The sequence below is a fragment of the Streptomyces liangshanensis genome (assembly GCF_011694815.1).
Taxonomy (GTDB): Bacteria; Actinomycetota; Actinomycetes; order Streptomycetales; family Streptomycetaceae; genus Streptomyces; species Streptomyces liangshanensis.
Map to the genome: position 1 here is coordinate 3,418,490 of NZ_CP050177.1, position 15,300 is coordinate 3,433,789.

16 protein-coding genes are annotated in these 15,300 nt (G+C 71.0%); 7 read left to right on the forward strand and 9 right to left on the reverse strand.

The features are described 5' to 3' along the window. Nucleotides 1–9 precede the first annotated feature (9 nt). From HA039_RS14705 to HA039_RS14715, 3 genes are read right to left on the reverse strand one after another with little or no spacing between them, the layout of a single operon-like run. Complete coding sequence (locus HA039_RS14705) at nt 10–1,005, reverse strand: ABC transporter substrate-binding protein (RefSeq protein WP_167029235.1); 996 nt, start codon at nt 1,003–1,005, stop codon at nt 10–12. Between the two features lie 35 nt (nt 1,006–1,040). Further along, nucleotides 1,041–1,775 (reverse strand): ABC transporter permease, encoded by a 735-nt coding sequence (locus HA039_RS14710; protein WP_167029238.1) that lies wholly within the window; start codon nt 1,773–1,775, stop codon nt 1,041–1,043. A gap of 1 nt (nt 1,776) precedes the next feature. Beyond that, nucleotides 1,777–2,571, reverse strand: a complete 795-nt coding sequence (locus tag HA039_RS14715) for an ABC transporter permease (protein WP_167029241.1) — start codon at nt 2,569–2,571, stop codon at nt 1,777–1,779. A 155-nt stretch (nt 2,572–2,726) separates the two neighbouring features. Between HA039_RS14715 and HA039_RS14720 the strand changes: the two genes are divergently transcribed. The 6 genes from HA039_RS14720 (at nt 2,727) to HA039_RS14745 (ending at nt 6,962) form a co-directional block, all read left to right on the forward strand. Then, nucleotides 2,727–3,893, forward strand: a complete 1,167-nt coding sequence (locus HA039_RS14720; protein WP_167029244.1) for an ABC transporter ATP-binding protein — start codon at nt 2,727–2,729, stop codon at nt 3,891–3,893. Between the two features lie 47 nt (nt 3,894–3,940). Then, nucleotides 3,941–4,798, forward strand: coding sequence for a dihydropteroate synthase (gene folP, locus HA039_RS14725; RefSeq protein ID WP_167029247.1), 858 nt, complete (start codon nt 3,941–3,943; stop codon nt 4,796–4,798). After that, nucleotides 4,795–5,250 (forward strand): nuclear transport factor 2 family protein, encoded by a 456-nt coding sequence (locus tag HA039_RS14730; RefSeq protein WP_167029250.1) that lies wholly within the window; start codon nt 4,795–4,797, stop codon nt 5,248–5,250. The genes folP and HA039_RS14730 overlap by 4 nt, the downstream gene beginning before the upstream one ends. Nucleotides 5,251–5,394: 144 nt before the next feature. Then, nucleotides 5,395–5,754 carry a dihydroneopterin aldolase gene (gene folB, locus HA039_RS14735; protein ID WP_167029253.1) on the forward strand — a complete coding sequence of 120 codons (360 nt, stop codon included), beginning with the start codon at nt 5,395–5,397 and terminating at the stop codon, nt 5,752–5,754. Further along, entirely contained in the window at nt 5,751–6,365 is a 615-nt protein-coding gene (gene folK / locus HA039_RS14740) for a 2-amino-4-hydroxy-6-hydroxymethyldihydropteridine diphosphokinase (protein WP_167029256.1), read from the forward strand. Before folB ends, folK begins: the two co-directional genes overlap by 4 nt. A gap of 111 nt (nt 6,366–6,476) precedes the next feature. Further along, nucleotides 6,477–6,962, forward strand: a complete 486-nt coding sequence (locus HA039_RS14745) for a DUF3180 domain-containing protein (protein WP_167029259.1) — start codon at nt 6,477–6,479, stop codon at nt 6,960–6,962. Nucleotides 6,963–7,020: 58 nt separating this feature from the next. Here HA039_RS14745 and folE read toward each other — a convergent pair whose 3' ends face one another. From folE to dacB, 6 genes are all read right to left on the reverse strand, one after another. Further along, on the reverse strand, nt 7,021–7,626 hold the full coding sequence (gene folE / locus HA039_RS14750) for a GTP cyclohydrolase I FolE (protein ID WP_167029262.1): 606 nt from the start codon (nt 7,624–7,626) through the stop codon (nt 7,021–7,023). A 112-nt stretch (nt 7,627–7,738) separates the two neighbouring features. Then, the gene (gene ftsH / locus HA039_RS14755) at nt 7,739–9,775 is read right to left on the reverse strand and encodes an ATP-dependent zinc metalloprotease FtsH (RefSeq protein ID WP_167029265.1); all 2,037 of its coding nucleotides are present in this window, start codon (nt 9,773–9,775) and stop codon (nt 7,739–7,741) included. Between the two features lie 183 nt (nt 9,776–9,958). Then, nucleotides 9,959–10,519: a hypoxanthine phosphoribosyltransferase gene (gene hpt / locus HA039_RS14760; protein WP_167029268.1), complete on the reverse strand. Its 561-nt coding sequence runs from the start codon at nt 10,517–10,519 to the stop codon at nt 9,959–9,961. Nucleotides 10,520–10,564: 45 nt separating this feature from the next. Continuing rightward, on the reverse strand, nt 10,565–11,620 hold the full coding sequence (gene tilS, locus HA039_RS14765) for a tRNA lysidine(34) synthetase TilS (protein WP_167029271.1): 1,056 nt from the start codon (nt 11,618–11,620) through the stop codon (nt 10,565–10,567). Between the two features lie 187 nt (nt 11,621–11,807). Next, a complete protein-coding gene (locus tag HA039_RS14770; protein ID WP_167029274.1) occupies nt 11,808–12,950 on the reverse strand; it encodes a zinc-dependent metalloprotease in 1,143 nt (380 codons plus the stop codon). An 82-nt stretch (nt 12,951–13,032) separates the two neighbouring features. Continuing rightward, nucleotides 13,033–14,451 (reverse strand): D-alanyl-D-alanine carboxypeptidase/D-alanyl-D-alanine endopeptidase, encoded by a 1,419-nt coding sequence (dacB, locus tag HA039_RS14775; RefSeq protein ID WP_167029277.1) that lies wholly within the window; start codon nt 14,449–14,451, stop codon nt 13,033–13,035. Nucleotides 14,452–14,624: 173 nt separating this feature from the next. On the opposite strand from dacB, the gene HA039_RS14780 reads away from it, so the two are divergent. Next, complete coding sequence (locus HA039_RS14780; RefSeq protein ID WP_167029280.1) at nt 14,625–15,122, forward strand: inorganic diphosphatase; 498 nt, start codon at nt 14,625–14,627, stop codon at nt 15,120–15,122. Nucleotides 15,123–15,300: the final 178 nt, after the last annotated feature.

Sequence of the window (15,300 nt, forward strand, 5' to 3'; positions counted from 1 at the left end):
CCGCCGGACCTACTTCGTAAGAAGGCCCTTCGACTCCAGGTACTCCTTCGCGACGTCCTCCGGCTTGGCCCTCTCGGCGTCGACCTTGAGGTTCAACGCGGCGAGATCGCCGGTGGTCAGAGTGGCTGTCAGCTTGTTGAGGACCGCGGCCACCTCCGGCGTTCCGGCGTCCTTGGCATTGACGACGGGAAGCAGGTTGTCCGCGTTCTGGAGCTTCTTGTCGTCCTCCAGGACCACCAGCCCGAAGCTGTCGAGCGTGCCGTCCGTGGTGGAGCTCAGGACGACCTGGTCGACCCCGTCCTTGACGGCCTGCTTGGACTGCGGCGTACCGACACCCTTGGGGTCGATGCCCGCGACGTCGATGCCGTAGGTCTTCTTGAGGCCCGGCGCGCAGAACGGGCGCACCTCGCACTCGTCACCCGCCGCGATCTTCACCTTGATCTTCGACTTGCCGAGGTCGGAAAGGGTCTTGAGGTTGTTCTTCTCGGCGAATTCCTTGGTGACCGCGAAGGCATTCTGGTCGACGGCCTGACCGACATCCAGCACCTTCAGCCCGCGGGGCTCGGCGAGCTTCTTCAGCTCGGCGACGGTCGCGGCGGGGTCGCTGGACGCGAGCGGCTTCGCCGCGGCCTCCTTCGCGCCGTTCACCTTGGCGTTGAGGAATTCCGTGATCGTCGCCGCGTATTCCGGTACGACGTCGATCTCGCCCTTCTCCAGGGACGGTTCGTACAGCTCACGGTTGTTCACCGTGGTGACGGACGTCGAATACCCGGCGTTGCCGAGGATCTGGGCGTACAGCTGCGCCAGCACCTTGGACTCCGTGAAGGCCGCGGCGCCGATGACGAGCGAGCCCTTCTTGCCGGAGCCGGAGCCCGCGTCGGTGTCCGAGGAACTGCCCGAGTCGCTCTTGCCCTTCTCCAGGCTGTCGCCGCCGCACGCGGCGAGCGACACGGTCAGCACCGAGGCTCCGAGGACCGCACCCGCGATGCGCGAGATCTTGCTCATGAGATTCACCATCCAAAAAGACCAGAAGACATTCGTCACGCGGTCGTGGGGGACCCGGCGGCATCAGTGGCACCGGACGTCTGTGAGGGGCGCGAGCGCGCGGAGGCGCTGCGCCGGCCGGGGTCGATCAGCCGGTCGATCAGCAGCAGCGCGCCCTCGACGAACAGGGCGAGCAGTGCCACGAGGAGCGCGCCCGCGACCACCTGCGGGGTGTTGTACGTGTTGAAGCCGGCCGTGATGATCCGGCCGAGCCCGCCCTGGCCGACCATCGCCGCGATGGTGGCCGTGGCCACCACCTGGACGGAGGCCGAGCGCAGGCCGGTCATGATCAGCGGGTACGCGAGGGGCAGCTCGACCCGGACGAAGACCTGGCGCCCCGACATGCCCATGCCCCGGGCCGCCTCCACCACCGCGCGGTCCACCTCGCGCATGCCGACGTACGCGTTGGTCAGCAGCGGCGGCACGGCGAAGAGGACGAGGGCGATGATCGTCGGCACGTAACCGGAGTTGCGCAGCGGCGAGACCATGAACAGGGCCAGCACCGCGAACACGGGGACGGCCCGGCCCACGTTGGAGATGTTGATCGCGAGCGCGCCGCCCTTGCCGAGGTGGCCCAGGTACAGCGCGACGGGCAGGGCGACCAGGCAGGCCAGGACGAGGGCGACCCCGCTGACGTACACATGCTCGCCGAGCCGGTGCCAGACCCCGCTGGTGCCCGACCAGTTGGCGCCGGTCGTCAGCCAGGTCCAGGCGTCTCCCAGGACTCCCATGTCAGCCCACCGCCTTCACGGGGTCGTCGGCCGTCGCGCGGCCGTCCTCCGGGGACGGGCCGCCGCCCCCGGGCCGGGCGGCGCGGTCCGTACGGCGCGGGAGGCGCGCGCGGCGCGACGCGCGGCCGCCTCCCGCCCGCGTCCAGGGCGTCAGCAGCCGCTGCACCCCGAGGAGCAGCAGGTCGGCGACGACCGCGAGCAGCACGCAGAGCACCGACGCGGCGAGCACCTGCGCCTTGAAGAAGCTGGTCAGCGCGTCCGTGATCAGATTCCCGAGGCCGCCCTTGCCGACGATCGAGCCGACCGTCGTGAGGGCCACCGTCGAGACCGTGGCGATGCGCAGCCCCGCCATCAGGGCGGGCAGGGCGAGCGGCAGCTCGACCTCCCAGAGCAGCCGCGCGGGACCGTAGCCGAGTCCGCGGGCCGCTTCCCTGGCCTCCTCGGGCACCGATTCCAGCCCCGCCATGATGTTCCGCACGAGGATCGTCAGCGAGTACAGCACCAGGCCGGTGATCACGAGACCGGCGGACAGCCCGAAGAACGGCAGCAGCAGCGAGAACATCGCCAGCGACGGAATCGTGTAGAGCAGGGTCGTCAGCCCCAGCACCGGCCCCGCGAACGCCGGCCGGCTGCGCGCCAGCAGCGCCAGCGGGAACGCCACGATCAGCCCGATGGCGACCGACACGGCCGTGATCCAGATGTGCTGGACCGTCGCGTCGGTCAGTTCTTGGCTACGGGAGCGGAGATACTCCCCGCAGATCCAGTCGTTCGCCGCCAGGCATCCTTGTGCGCTCATCCGTCCCCGCCTCCCCCCTCTTCCCGTACCTATGTATCCGAACGTATGTGTCGTCTGTGTGTCCGGCGAGACTATCCCCGACCACTGACATTCGCGGAAATCCGCCACATTCCAGCAACATGGCCTTCACACAAGACGTCGCACAATGGGGAATCATGATCCGATTCGAGAACGTCACCAAGCGATACCCGGACGGCACCACCGCCGTCGACGACCTCTCCTTCGAGGTCTCCGAGGGCGAGCTGGTCACGCTCGTCGGACCGTCCGGCTGCGGCAAGACGACCACCATGAAGATGGTCAACCGCCTGATCGAACCCACCGAGGGGCGCATATTCCTCGACGGCGACGACATCTCCGCGATCGACCCGGTCCAGCTCAGGCGGCGTATCGGATACGTGATCCAGCAGGTCGGGCTGTTCCCGCACAAGACCGTGCTGGAGAACACCGCGACCGTCCCGCACCTCCTCGGCTGGAAGCGCGACAAGGGCCGGGCCCGCGCCGCCGAGCTGCTCGACCTGGTGGGCCTCGACCCGTCCGTGTACGGCGACCGGTACCCGGAGCAGCTGTCCGGCGGCCAGCGCCAGCGCGTCGGCGTGGCCCGCGCCCTGGCCGCCGACCCGCCCGTGCTGCTGATGGACGAGCCGTTCGGCGCGGTCGACCCGGTGGTGCGCGACCACCTCCAGAGCGAGTTCCTGCGTCTCCAGGCGGCCGTCCGCAAGACCGTGCTGTTCGTCACGCACGACATCGAGGAGGCCGTGCGGCTCGGCGACCGCATCGCCGTCTACGGACAGGGCAGGATCGAGCAGTTCGACGCCCCGGCCGCGGTGCTCGGCACGCCCGCCACCCCGTACGTCGCGGACTTCGTCGGCGCGGACCGCGGCCTCAAGCGGCTCTCCGTGACCCCGATCGAGGAGGGCGACCTGGAGCAGCCGCCCGTCCTGCACCTCGACGACCCGCTGGGGCGCGCCGCGGCGAAGCTCAAGGAGGAGGGCGCGCGCTGGGCCGTCGTCCTGGACGGCGACGACAACCTGCACGGCTGGATCTCCACCGAGCAGACCGGCGCGGAGGGGACCGTACGGGAACACGCGCGCCGCATGGAGGCGTGGCTGCCCGTCGGCGCCTCGCTCAAGCAGGCGTTCTCCACGATGCTCCAGCACGACGCGGGCTGGATAGCGGTGATCGACAAGGAGGGCACGGGCCGCTTCCTGGGCGTCCTCACCCCGGCCCGCCTCCACGAGGCGCTGCGCCGCTCGATCGACGCGGACGCGCACGCCGTCCCCCGTACCGCCGTGGAACTGGAGACGATCAGCAAGATCGGGTGAAGCCCGCCGATACCGACACTCATACCGACACCCCCTAGGGTGTCGGTATGAGTACGTTGCGCGGGCGAGGCACGGTCGAGGGGCTGCCGCGGTGGGACCGCTGCGCGGTCATGGGAGTCGTCAATGTGACGCCGGACTCCTTCTCCGACGGAGGCCGCTGGTTCGACACCACCGCCGCCGTCAAGCGCGGTCTCGACCTGGTCTCCGAGGGCGCCGACCTGGTCGACGTCGGCGGTGAGTCGACCCGCCCCGGGGCCACCCGGGTCGACGAGGACGAGGAGCTGCGCCGGGTCGTTCCCGTGGTGCGCGGCCTCGCCTCCGAGGGCGTCACGGTCTCCGTCGACACCATGCGCGCCTCGGTCGCCGCGCGGGCGGTCGAGGCGGGCGCGGTCCTCGTCAACGACGTGAGCGGCGGCCTGGGTGATCCGGACATGATCCCCGTCGTCGCCGCCGCCGGGGTGCCCTTCGTGGTGATGCACTGGCGCGGCTTCAGCCAGGACATGAACAGCCGGGCCGTGTACGAGGACGTCGTCGCCGAGGTCGTCGCCGAGCTGCGCGCCCGGATGGACGCGGTCGTCGCGGGCGGCATCGCCCCCGAACGGCTGGTCATCGACCCCGGCCTCGGCTTCGCCAAGCGGGCCGAGCACGACCTCGCGCTCGTCGCGCACCAGGCCGAGCTGCACACCCTGGGCCGCCCGCTCCTCATCGCCGCGTCCCGCAAACGCTTCCTGGGCCACGTCCTGGCCACCGAGGGCGCCCCGCCGCCGGCCCGCGAGCGCGACGCGGCCACCGCCGCGATCTCCGCGATCGCCGCGCACCAGGGCGCCTGGGCGGTCCGGGTCCACGAGGTACGGGCCACGGCGGACGCGGTCCGCGTGGCGCGCGCCGTCGAGGACGCCGCATGACCGCCCGCACGGACGTCGAGCAGGTGGAGCTGGCGAACACCACCTTCTACGAGGCCATGGAGCGCGGCGATCTCGACGCGCTGACCGCGCTGTGGCTGGCGGACGAGGACGGCATCTCCTGCGTCCACCCCGGCTGGCCCGTGCTCTCGGGGCGCGCCGAGGTGCTGCGCTCGTACGCGCTGATCATGGCGAACACCGAGTACATCCAGTTCTTCCTGACGGACGTCGCCGTGTCCGTCTCCGGCGACACCGCCCTCGTGACCTGCACCGAGAACATCCTCAGCGGCGGCCCCGCCGAGGAGAGCGGCGAGCTGGGGCCGCTCGTCGGGCAGCTGGTCGTGGCGACCAACGTGTTCCGCCGCACCGGCGACGGGTGGCGGGTCTGGTCGCACCACGGTTCTCCCGTGCTGACGGAAACCGACGAGGAGGAAGACGAGGAGCCGTCCTCCTGAGTGGGTAAGGGCCTCGTACGGGTCGGTTCCCCGGGGACCCGTGAAGGAGCCCTGTCGGTGTCCGAAGGTAGATTCGAATCAGGGCCCCTGCCGCCGACCCGCGCCGGGACGCCCCGACGACCGACAACAGCAGGAGTGATTCGCGTGGATCGTGTCGCGCTGCGCGGCCTCAAGGCCCGTGGGCACCATGGCGTCTTCCCCAGGGAGCGCGAGGAGGGGCAGACCTTCGTCGTGGACGTGGTGCTCGGCCTGGACACGCGCCCCGCGGCGGCGGCCGACGACCTCACCAAGACCGTGCACTACGGAATCGTGGCCGAGGAGATCGTGGAGGTCGTCCAGGGGGACCCGGTCGACCTGATCGAGACACTCGCGGAGCGCATCGCCCAGCGCTGCCTGAAGCACGACGGCGTCCAGGAGGTCGAGGTGGTCGTGCACAAGCCCGACGCGCCGATCACCGTGCCCTTCGACGATGTGACCATCACCATCACCCGGAGCCGAGTATGAGCGCCCCCTCCGTGAACGGGCCCCAGAGCGACCCGACCGTCCAGCCGGTGCCCGCCTCCGTCGTCGCCCAGGTCGACGCCGCCGACGTCACCCTGTCCAACCCGCAACGGGCCGTGGTGGCCCTCGGCTCCAACCTGGGCAACCGGCTGGAGACGCTCCAGGGGGCCGTCGACGCCCTGGAGGACACCCCGGGCCTGCGCGTCAAGGCCGTCTCCCCGGTGTACGAGACCGAGCCGTGGGGCGTCGACGCCGGCTCCCAGCCGACGTACCTGAACGCGGTCGTGGTGGTGAAGACCACCTTGCCGCCCTCGTCCTTGCTGGAGCGCGGCCAGGCGATCGAGGAGGCCTTCGACCGGGTACGGCTGGAGCGCTGGGGCCCCCGGACGATCGACGTCGACATCCTGGCGTACGCGGACGTCGTCCAGGACGACCCGCTGCTCACCCTGCCCCACCCCCGCGCCCACCAGCGGGCCTTCGTCCTCGCCCCGTGGCACGACGTGGAGCCGGAGGCCACGGTGCCCGGCCTCGGGGCCGTGGCCGACCTGCTGGCCTATGTCGGGACGGACGGCGTCCAGCCCCGCGCCGACCTGGAACTCCGCCTGCCGGATTAGTCGTTAGGCTCAACGGATTCCCCGATACGGATTCCCCGGTACGGGGACTCTCGGGCCCAGCGGATTTCCCCGGTACGGCACAGGACGGCAAGGCGAAGGGCGGCTCTCTCGGTGCAGCAGTTGCGGATCAAGGTGCTCGCCGGCCTCTTCGTGGTGGCCGGTGTGCTCTCCTGGGGCGCCGCCCGCCTCTGGGACGCCGTCGGCAGCCTGCCGGGGGTGCCGCTCGCGGCGCCCATCGTGCTCGCGGTGATCGCCGTCGTCCTCGCGGCCACCGCGCTGTCGCTGCGCTCGCGGCTGCGGGCCCAGCGGGAGCGGCGGCCGGGGGCCAAGGGCGTCGACCCGCTGATGGCCGCCCGCGCCCTGGTCTTCGGCCAGGCGAGCGCGCTCGTCGTGGCCCTGGTCGCGGGGATGTACGGCGGGGTGGGCGTCTTCCTGCTGACGAAGCTCGACATCCCCGCCCGCCGCGACCAGGCGATCTACTCGGGCTTCGCCGTGGTCGCGGGCATCGCGGTGATCCTCGCGGCCTTCTTCCTGGAGCGCGTCTGCAAGCTCCCCGAGGACCACGACGACGACCACCCGACCGCGACACGCGCCTGACCCGTACGCCCGCCCCGCCTACCCCCGGCCCCGTCACCGCGGGCCGTCGGCCGTTCGTTCAGCGCGCCATGATCAGGCTCATCGCCTCGGCGCGGGTGGCCGGCACGCGCATCTGGCCGCGGACCGCAGACGTGATCGTCTTGGCGCCCGGCTTCCGTACCCCGCGCATGGTCATGCACATGTGCTCGCACTCGACCACGACGATCACGCCGCGGGGTTCGAGGATGTCCATCAGCGAGTCGGCGATCTGGGTCGTCAGCCGCTCCTGGACCTGCGGGCGGCGGGCGAAGACGTCCACCAGCCGGGCCAGCTTCGACAGTCCGGTGATCTTCCCGTCCGCCGACGGGATGTACCCGACGTGGGCCACCCCCACGAACGGGACGAGGTGGTGCTCGCAGGAGCTCATGACCTCGATGTCCTTCACGAGGACCATCTCGTCGTGCCCCAGGTCGAACGTGGTGGTCAGGACGTCCTCGGGCGTCTGCCACAGACCCGCGTATATCTCCTTGTAGGCACGGGCCACCCGCTCCGGGGTCGCCCGCAGACCGTCGCGGTCGGGGTCCTCGCCGATGGCGGACAGCAGCTCCCGCACCGCGTTCTCCACCCGCTTCTCGTCGAACGCGCGGATCGGGCTCTCCCCGTCCAGAGTCACCGGGTCGGTCATGTCTGTGCCTCGTTCCTGTGCCGTCCTGTGGGCGGGCAGACGAATGCCGCGCCCCCACAGGCTAAAACCTGGGGGACGCGGCATGCATTCCGGGCCTGGTGGCGGCCCTTGATCAGCTCTCCGGGCGGTCCTCGGGGATCGCTTCGGTCGGCGTGTCACCGTTGGTGACGGACGGCAGGCCGCCGTTCGACCCGTTCGTCCCGAGGGCGCCGTTGGTGAGCGCCAGCTCCTTCGGTGAGAGCACCGGCGGACGCGTCGAAGGCGTACGACGCGAGGAGCCGGTCCACGCCGGGCGGGCGGGGCGCCGAACGATGGTGGAGAAGATCTCGGCGATCTGCTCCTTGTTCAGCGTCTCCTTCTCCAGGAGCGCGAGGACCAGGTTGTCGAGAACGTCGCGGTTCTCGACCAGGATCTCCCAGGCCTCGTTGTGCGCGGTCTCGATGAGCTTCTTGACCTCTTCGTCGACCAGCGCCGCGACCTCTTCCGAGTAGTCGCGCTGGTGGCCCATCTCACGGCCGAGGAAGGGCTCGGTGTTGTCGCCGCCGAACTTGATGGCGCCGAGCCGCTCGGTCATGCCGTACTGGGTCACCATGGCCCTGGCGGTGGCCGAGGCCTTCTCGATGTCGTTGGCGGCGCCCGTGGTCGGGTCGTGGAAGACCAGTTCCTCGGCCGCGCGTCCGCCCATCATGTACGCGAGCTGGTCGAGCATCTCGTTGCGCGTGGTGGAGTACTTGTCCTCGTCGGGCAGGACCATGGTGTAACCCAGGGCCCGGCCGCGGGACAGGATGGTGATCTTGTGCACCGGGTCGGAGTTCGGAGACGCCGCGGCGACCAGGGCGTGTCCGCCCTCGTGGTACGCGGTGATCTTCTTCTCCTTCTCGGACATGATCCGGGTCCGCTTCTGCGGGCCCGCCACCACTCGGTCGATCGCCTCGTCCAGAGCGTGGTTGTCCACGAGCTTCTTGTCGCCGCGCGCCGTGAGGAGCGCCGCTTCGTTCAGCACGTTCGCCAGGTCGGCGCCGGTGAAGCCGGGCGTACGACGGGCGACCGCGCCCAGGTCGACGTCCGGGGCGACCGGCTTGCCCTTCTGGTGGACCTTGAGGATCTCCAGACGGCCCAGCATGTCGGGGCGGTCGACGGCGATCTGCCGGTCGAAGCGGCCCGGGCGCAGCAGCGCCGGGTCGAGGATGTCCGGCCGGTTCGTGGCGGCGATCAGGATCACGCCGCCCTTCACGTCGAAGCCGTCCATCTCCACGAGCAGCTGGTTCAGCGTCTGCTCGCGCTCGTCGTGGCCACCGCCGAGACCCGCACCGCGGTGCCGGCCGACGGCGTCGATCTCGTCGACGAAGACGATCGCCGGGGCGTTCGCCTTGGCCTGCTCGAAGAGGTCACGCACGCGGGACGCGCCGACGCCGACGAACATCTCGACGAAGTCCGAGCCGGAGATCGAGTAGAACGGGACCCCGGCCTCCCCCGCGACCGCGCGGGCGAGCAGCGTCTTGCCCGTACCGGGCGGCCCGTACAGCAGGACGCCCTTCGGGATCTTGGCGCCGACGGCCTGGAACTTCGCCGGCTCCTGGAGGAACTCCTTGATCTCGTGGAGCTCCTCGACGGCCTCGTCGGACCCCGCCACGTCGGCGAACGTCGTCTTCGGGGTGTCCTTGGTGATGAGCTTGGCCTTGGACTTCCCGAACTGCATGACTCGGGAGCCGCCGCCCTGCATGGAATTCATCAGGAACAGGAAGACCACGACGATCAGCACGAAGGGCAGCAGCGAGAACAGCACCGAGAGGAACGGGCTCTGCTTCGACGGCGAGACCGTGTAGCCCTTCTTGATGTCGCCGTTGTCGAACTTCGACTGAAGCGTCTTGGCCAGGGTCGAGCCCTGGCTGCCGATGTAACTCGCCTGGATCTTGCTGCTGTCCTTGATCTTCACGCCGGACTTGAGCTCGGCCTTGATGATCTGATCGTCGCCGGTCGTCAGTTTGACCTGCTGGACCTGGTTCTTGTTGATCGCCTGGATCACCTGGCCGGTGTCCACTGTCTTATAGCCGCCCGACGAGCCGACGACCTGCATCAACACGACCACGGCGAGGACGGCCAGCACGATCCACATGACCGGCCCACGGAAGTATCGCTTCACGTCCATCCATACGGAGCGAGAACGCTCCGTCCCTCCTGCCCGTAGGTAAATGACGCTGTGAGAAAAGACTGTTCTTCGGACGGTACCCCAGCATTGTCACCCGCGACCGCACGGGACGGCTGACAAACCGGCCTTCCCCTGCTCCAACGGCGGGAGGGGGGCGGGGGTTCCCGTCCGGAGCCGAACGGTTCAGCCGCCGTACACGTGCGGTGCGAGTGTGCCGACAAATGGCATGTTGCGGTACTTCTCGTTGTAATCCAGGCCGTATCCGACGACGAACTCATTCGGAATGTCGAACCCGATCCACTTCACGTCGATCGCGACCTTTGCGGCATCCGGCTTACGGAGCAGGGTGACGACCTCCAGCGAGGCCGGCTCCCGGGAGCCCAGGTTGGACAGCAGCCACGACAGGGTCAGCCCCGAGTCGATGATGTCCTCCACGATCAGGACGTGCTTGCCCTTGATGTCCGTGTCCAGGTCCTTGAGGATCCTGACGACACCGGAGGACTGCGTGCCCGCCCCGTACGAGGAGACGGCCATCCAGTCCATCGTCACGGGGGTGGACAGAGCTCGCGCCAGGTCCGCCATCACCATCACGGCGCCCTTGAGCACCCCGACGAGAAGCAGATCCTTGCCCGCGTACTCCGCGTCGATCTTCCCGGCCAGTTCGGCCAGCTTCCCGTCGATCTCTTCCTTGGTGATGAGCACCGATTGAAGATCGGTGCCCAAGTCCTTGTCGTCCACCCGCATCACTTTCGTCGTCGCCAGGAGACCAGCGCCACAGATGCTGTTGTCTCAGCCCTGCCGGATGACCAGTCTGCCACCCTGCCTCCTGGCCTCCACGCGGCCGGGCAGGTTGATGGCTCCCTGGCCGCGCCAGCCCGTGATCAGGCGGTCGACCTCCTCGATGTGCCGGGCGAACAGCGAACCGGCCGGGGCGCCCGCGCCGATGACCGCCGTACGGAGCACCCGGCGGCGGACGGCGGGCGGCAGCGCGTACAGCTTCGCGCACTCCAGCAGGCCCGCCGCGTCCCGTACGGAGCGCTCCGCGTCGGCCGCCCAGGCGTCCAGGGCGTCCGCGTCGTCGCGGGAGAGCCGTGCCGTACGGGCCAGGGCCTCCACCACGCCCTTGCCGAGGGCCTTCTCCAGGGCGGGCAGCCCCTCGTGGCGCAGCCGGGAGCGGGTGTAGGCCGGGTCGGTGTTGTGCGGGTCGTCCCAGACGGGGATCGACTGCACCAGACAGGCCTTGCGCGCGGTCTGCCGGTCGACCTGGAGGAACGGGCGGCGGTAGCGGCCGGCCGCCCCCGAGACGGCCGCCATACCGGAGAGCGAGCGGGTGCCCGAGCCGCGGGCGAGACCCAGCAGCACGGTCTCCGCCTGGTCGTCGCGGGTGTGGCCGAGCAGGACGGCGGCAGCGCCGTGGCGCTCGGCCGCGGCGTCCAGCGCGGCGTACCGCGCGTCCCGGGCCGCGGCCTCGGGGCCGCCCTCGCGGCCGACGGTCACGGCGACGGATTCGACGGGGTCGAGCCGCATGCCGCCCAGGCGGGCCACGACCTCGGCGGCGCGGAGGTCCGAGCCGTCCTGGAGGCCGTGGTCGACGGTGACGGCGCCGGCGCGGACGGAGAGTTTGGGGGCCTCGAAGGCGAGGGCCGAGGCGAGCGCCATGGAGTCGGCGCCGCCGGAGCAGGCGACGAGGACGAGCGGGCGGTCGTCGGCGACGAGCGTCGAGGAGCGGTGGGGGGTGGTGACGCGGGACGCCTCAGGTCGCTCGATGAGGGCGTCGTGCAGTACGTCGTGGAGTACGCGGCGGACCGCCAGGCGTATCGCCGCGACCGCAGGATGGGGACCCATGTCCGGTGCCCTTCGTGATGTTTTTCGGGGGGTGCCTCGGTCGGAGACCGGCCGGAGACCGTCACGCAGAGTGCGTAGATGGTGACAGATCCGAGCCATTACCCGAGCATGGCACGCCTACCCCTGGCTCACGGTCCCTCGGACGGGTGATTACTGAGGCGTACTTCTGCCGTCGGCGGGATCACGATCAGGAATCTGTCTTACGGTGCACCCTCGCCACCCAGTCCGCGGGCTTGGCGATCTCGGCCTTGGTCGGCAGGGTGTTCGGCGAGGTCCAGACCCGGTTGAAGCCGTCCATGCCGACCTCCTCGACCACCGCGCGCACGAACCGCTCGCCGTCCCGGTACTGGCGCAGCTTGGCGTCGAGCCCCAGCAGCTTGCGCAGCGCGAGGTCGAGCCGGCTGGCGCCGCTGGCCCTGCGCTGCTGGAACTTCTCGCGGATCTCGGCGACGGACGGCACGACCTGCGGTCCGACGCCGTCCATCACGTAGTCGGCGTGGCCTTCGAGCAGGGACATCACGGCGGTGAGGCGGCCGAGGACCTCGCGCTGGCCGGGGGTCTGGACCAGCTCGACGATGCTGCGGCCGCCGTCGGTGCCCGTGTTGTCGTCCCCGCCCTCGGCACGGTTGCCCGTGAGGGACTGGGCGGCCTCCCTGAGCCGTTCCACGACGGTCGTGGGGTCGACGTCGGTCTCGGCGAGGAAGGACTGGATCTCGCCCTGGAGGTGGTCCCTGAGCCAGGGCACGCCGGTGAACTGGGTGCGGTGCGTCTCCTCGTGGAGGGCGACCCAGAGCCTGAAGTCGTGCGGGTCGACGTCGAGTTCGCGCTCGACGTGGACGATGTTGGGGGCGACGAGCAGCAGCCGGCCGCCGCCGTCGGCGCCCGACGGCAGGTCGCGGGTGGGCGGTGCGAACGTCTCGTACTGGCCGAGGACCCGGGACGACATGAACGACAGCAGCATGCCCAGCTCGACGCCGGTCACCTTGCCGCCGACCGCGCCGAGGACGGCCGATCCCGGGTTGCCGGAGCGCCGCTCCTGCATCTTCTCGAACAGGGGCTTGAGCAGCTCACGGAATCCGGCGACGTTGGCCCGGACCCAGCCGGCCCGGTCCACGACCAGCACGGGGGTGTCGGCGGGCTCGTGCCCCTCGGGGATCATCCGGGTGTACCCCCGGACGTGCTCCTCGGAGGCCTTGGCGTGCCGCCGCAGCTCGGCGACGATCTCGCGCGCCTCGTCCCGCGTGACCTCCGGGCCGGGCCGCGCCAGGCGGATCGCCGTCGCGACCGCGAGGTTCCAGTCGACCATCTCTGCACCACCGATGCTCGTCATGCGTCAACCGTACGTGGTCGGCGGCGGAGTCGTCAGGGGACGACGGGCCCCCCTTGGCGCCTTCGGGGGCCTCCCGGCCGCGTCAGCGGGGGCCGAGGGCGGCGGAGAGGCGGTCCAGGGCCGCCTGGGCGGTGTCGGGGGCGGGGGTGGCGCCGGCCATGAAGGCGAAGGCCAGGAGCCGCCCGCCGGGGTCCACGACGGTGCCCGCGAGGGTGTTCACGCCGGTGAGCGTGCCGGTCTTCGCCCGAACGAGTCCCCTGGCCGGTACGGCGTCGGCGTACCGGCCGCGCAGGGTGCCGCTGAATCCGGCGACCGGCAGCCCGGTCAGGACGGGCCGCAGCTCGGGGTGGTCGGGGTCGGCGGCCCGGGCGAGGAGCGCGGTCAGCAGGGAGGCGCCGACCAGGTCCTTGCGGTTCAGTCCGCTGCCGTCGGTGAACCGGGCGTGGCCGAGGGGCAGTTCGAGCTCGTCGAGCTGTTCCCTGACGGCCCGTCCCGCGCCGGCGAAGCTCGCCGGTTCGTCCTCGGCGAGCGCGGTCTGCCGGGCCAGGGACTCCGCGATGTCGTTGTCGCTCTCGGTCAGGGTCCGCTCGACCAGCGCGGACAGGGGCGCGGAGTACGTCCTGGCCAGGGGCTTCGCGTCCTTGGGGGCGCGGTGGGACCCGGTGACGGCGGTGACCCGGACGCCCCGGTCGCGCAGCAGCCCGGCGAAGACGTCGGTGGCGTCGCCGGCCGGGTCGCCGCTGCGGGGGGCGGGCCCGCTGGTCGAGGCGTTCAGGCGGCCCTCGTCGGCCATGAGGGCGACGACGGGGGCGATGTTGTCGTTGGGGCCGATGGGGTGCTGGCGGGGGCCCGAGTAGAGGGAGACGTCGTAGCCGAGGCGGACCTCGGCGACGCCCCGGTCGCCGAGGGCGCGGGCGGTGTCGTCGGCGAGCGCGCCGAGCCGCCGGGTGGTGAGGGTGGCGTCGCCGCCGCCGACGAGGGTCAGCGTCCGCGCGTCGCGGCCGGCCACGACGGTGGTGGGGATGCGGTGTTCGGGGCCGAGGGCGGAGAGGGCGGCGACCATGGTGGCGATCTTCACGGTGGAGGCGGGGACCATCGGGGTGTCGGGGCCCTTGCCGTACAGCCGCCTGCCGGTGGCGACGTCCACGACGTCCGCCGTGCGGACGGCGCCGAGCGCGGGGTCGTCCAGGAGGGGGCCGAGCTTCTTGCCGAGCTTCTCGGCGAGGCCGGCGGGGAGCCGGGCGGGGGCCGGGGCCGTACCGCTGAGCGCGGCGAGGACCGCCGGGGCGCTGGGGGCGGGCGCGGGCCCCCGGTCGGGGCCCCGCGCGGGCGCCGGGCCGTGACCGGCGGCGGCCGTGCGGTCCTGGGCGGCGGCCCATCTCCGCTCGGCCTCGCGCTGGCCGGAGTCCCACGGGCCGGCGAGCGCGACGGCTCCGGCGGCGAGCACGAGTCCGACGGCGACAGAACCCGCGGTGAGCTGCCACACTTTCGGCTCAAGCACGGCTGACCAGCCCCTTTCGCAATCACACAGCTGCGTGGGGGACACTTAATCACTGCGCCTTGCCACGAGCACGGCACCCCGGCCAACGGCAGCCCGTCCAGCCGCGGCACGGGGTGCTTCTCCGTGAGGCCGCAACGTCACCGTACGCATGTGTTGATCATGGAGGAGCACCCGTGGAGTTCGACGTCACCATCGAGATCCCTAAGGGTTCGCGGAACAAGTACGAGGTCGACCACGAGACCGGTCGGATCCGACTTGACCGTCGGCTCTTCACCTCGACCAGCTACCCCGCGGACTACGGCTTCGTCGAGAACACCCTGGGCGAGGACGGCGATCCGCTGGACGCGCTCGTCATCCTGGACGACCCGACCTTCCCGGGCTGCCTCATCAAGTGCCGCGCGATCGGCATGTTCCGGATGACCGACGAGGCCGGCGGCGACGACAAGCTGCTGTGCGTCCCGGCGTCGGACCCCCGGGTGGAGCACCTGCGCGACATCCACCACGTCTCCGAGTTCGACCGCCTGGAGATCCAGCACTTCTTCGAGGTCTACAAGGACCTGGAGCCGGGCAAGTCCGTCGAGGGCGCCGACTGGGTCGGCCGCGCCGAGGCGGAGGCCGAGATCGAGGCCTCGTACAAGCGCCTTGAGGCCAAGGGCGGCGCGCACCACTGATCGCCTGACCGCGTACGGCCGTACGGGCGGCGCACCCCTCCAGGGGTGTGCCGCCCGTTCGTGTGCGGAGGTCACGGGGGCAGGGGGGCGTGCGGGTACGAGGGCATGCGGGCATGCGGGTACGGGGGCAGGGGGGACAGCGGGGCAGGGCGACAGACGACGCGCTAGGGCCTGTCTG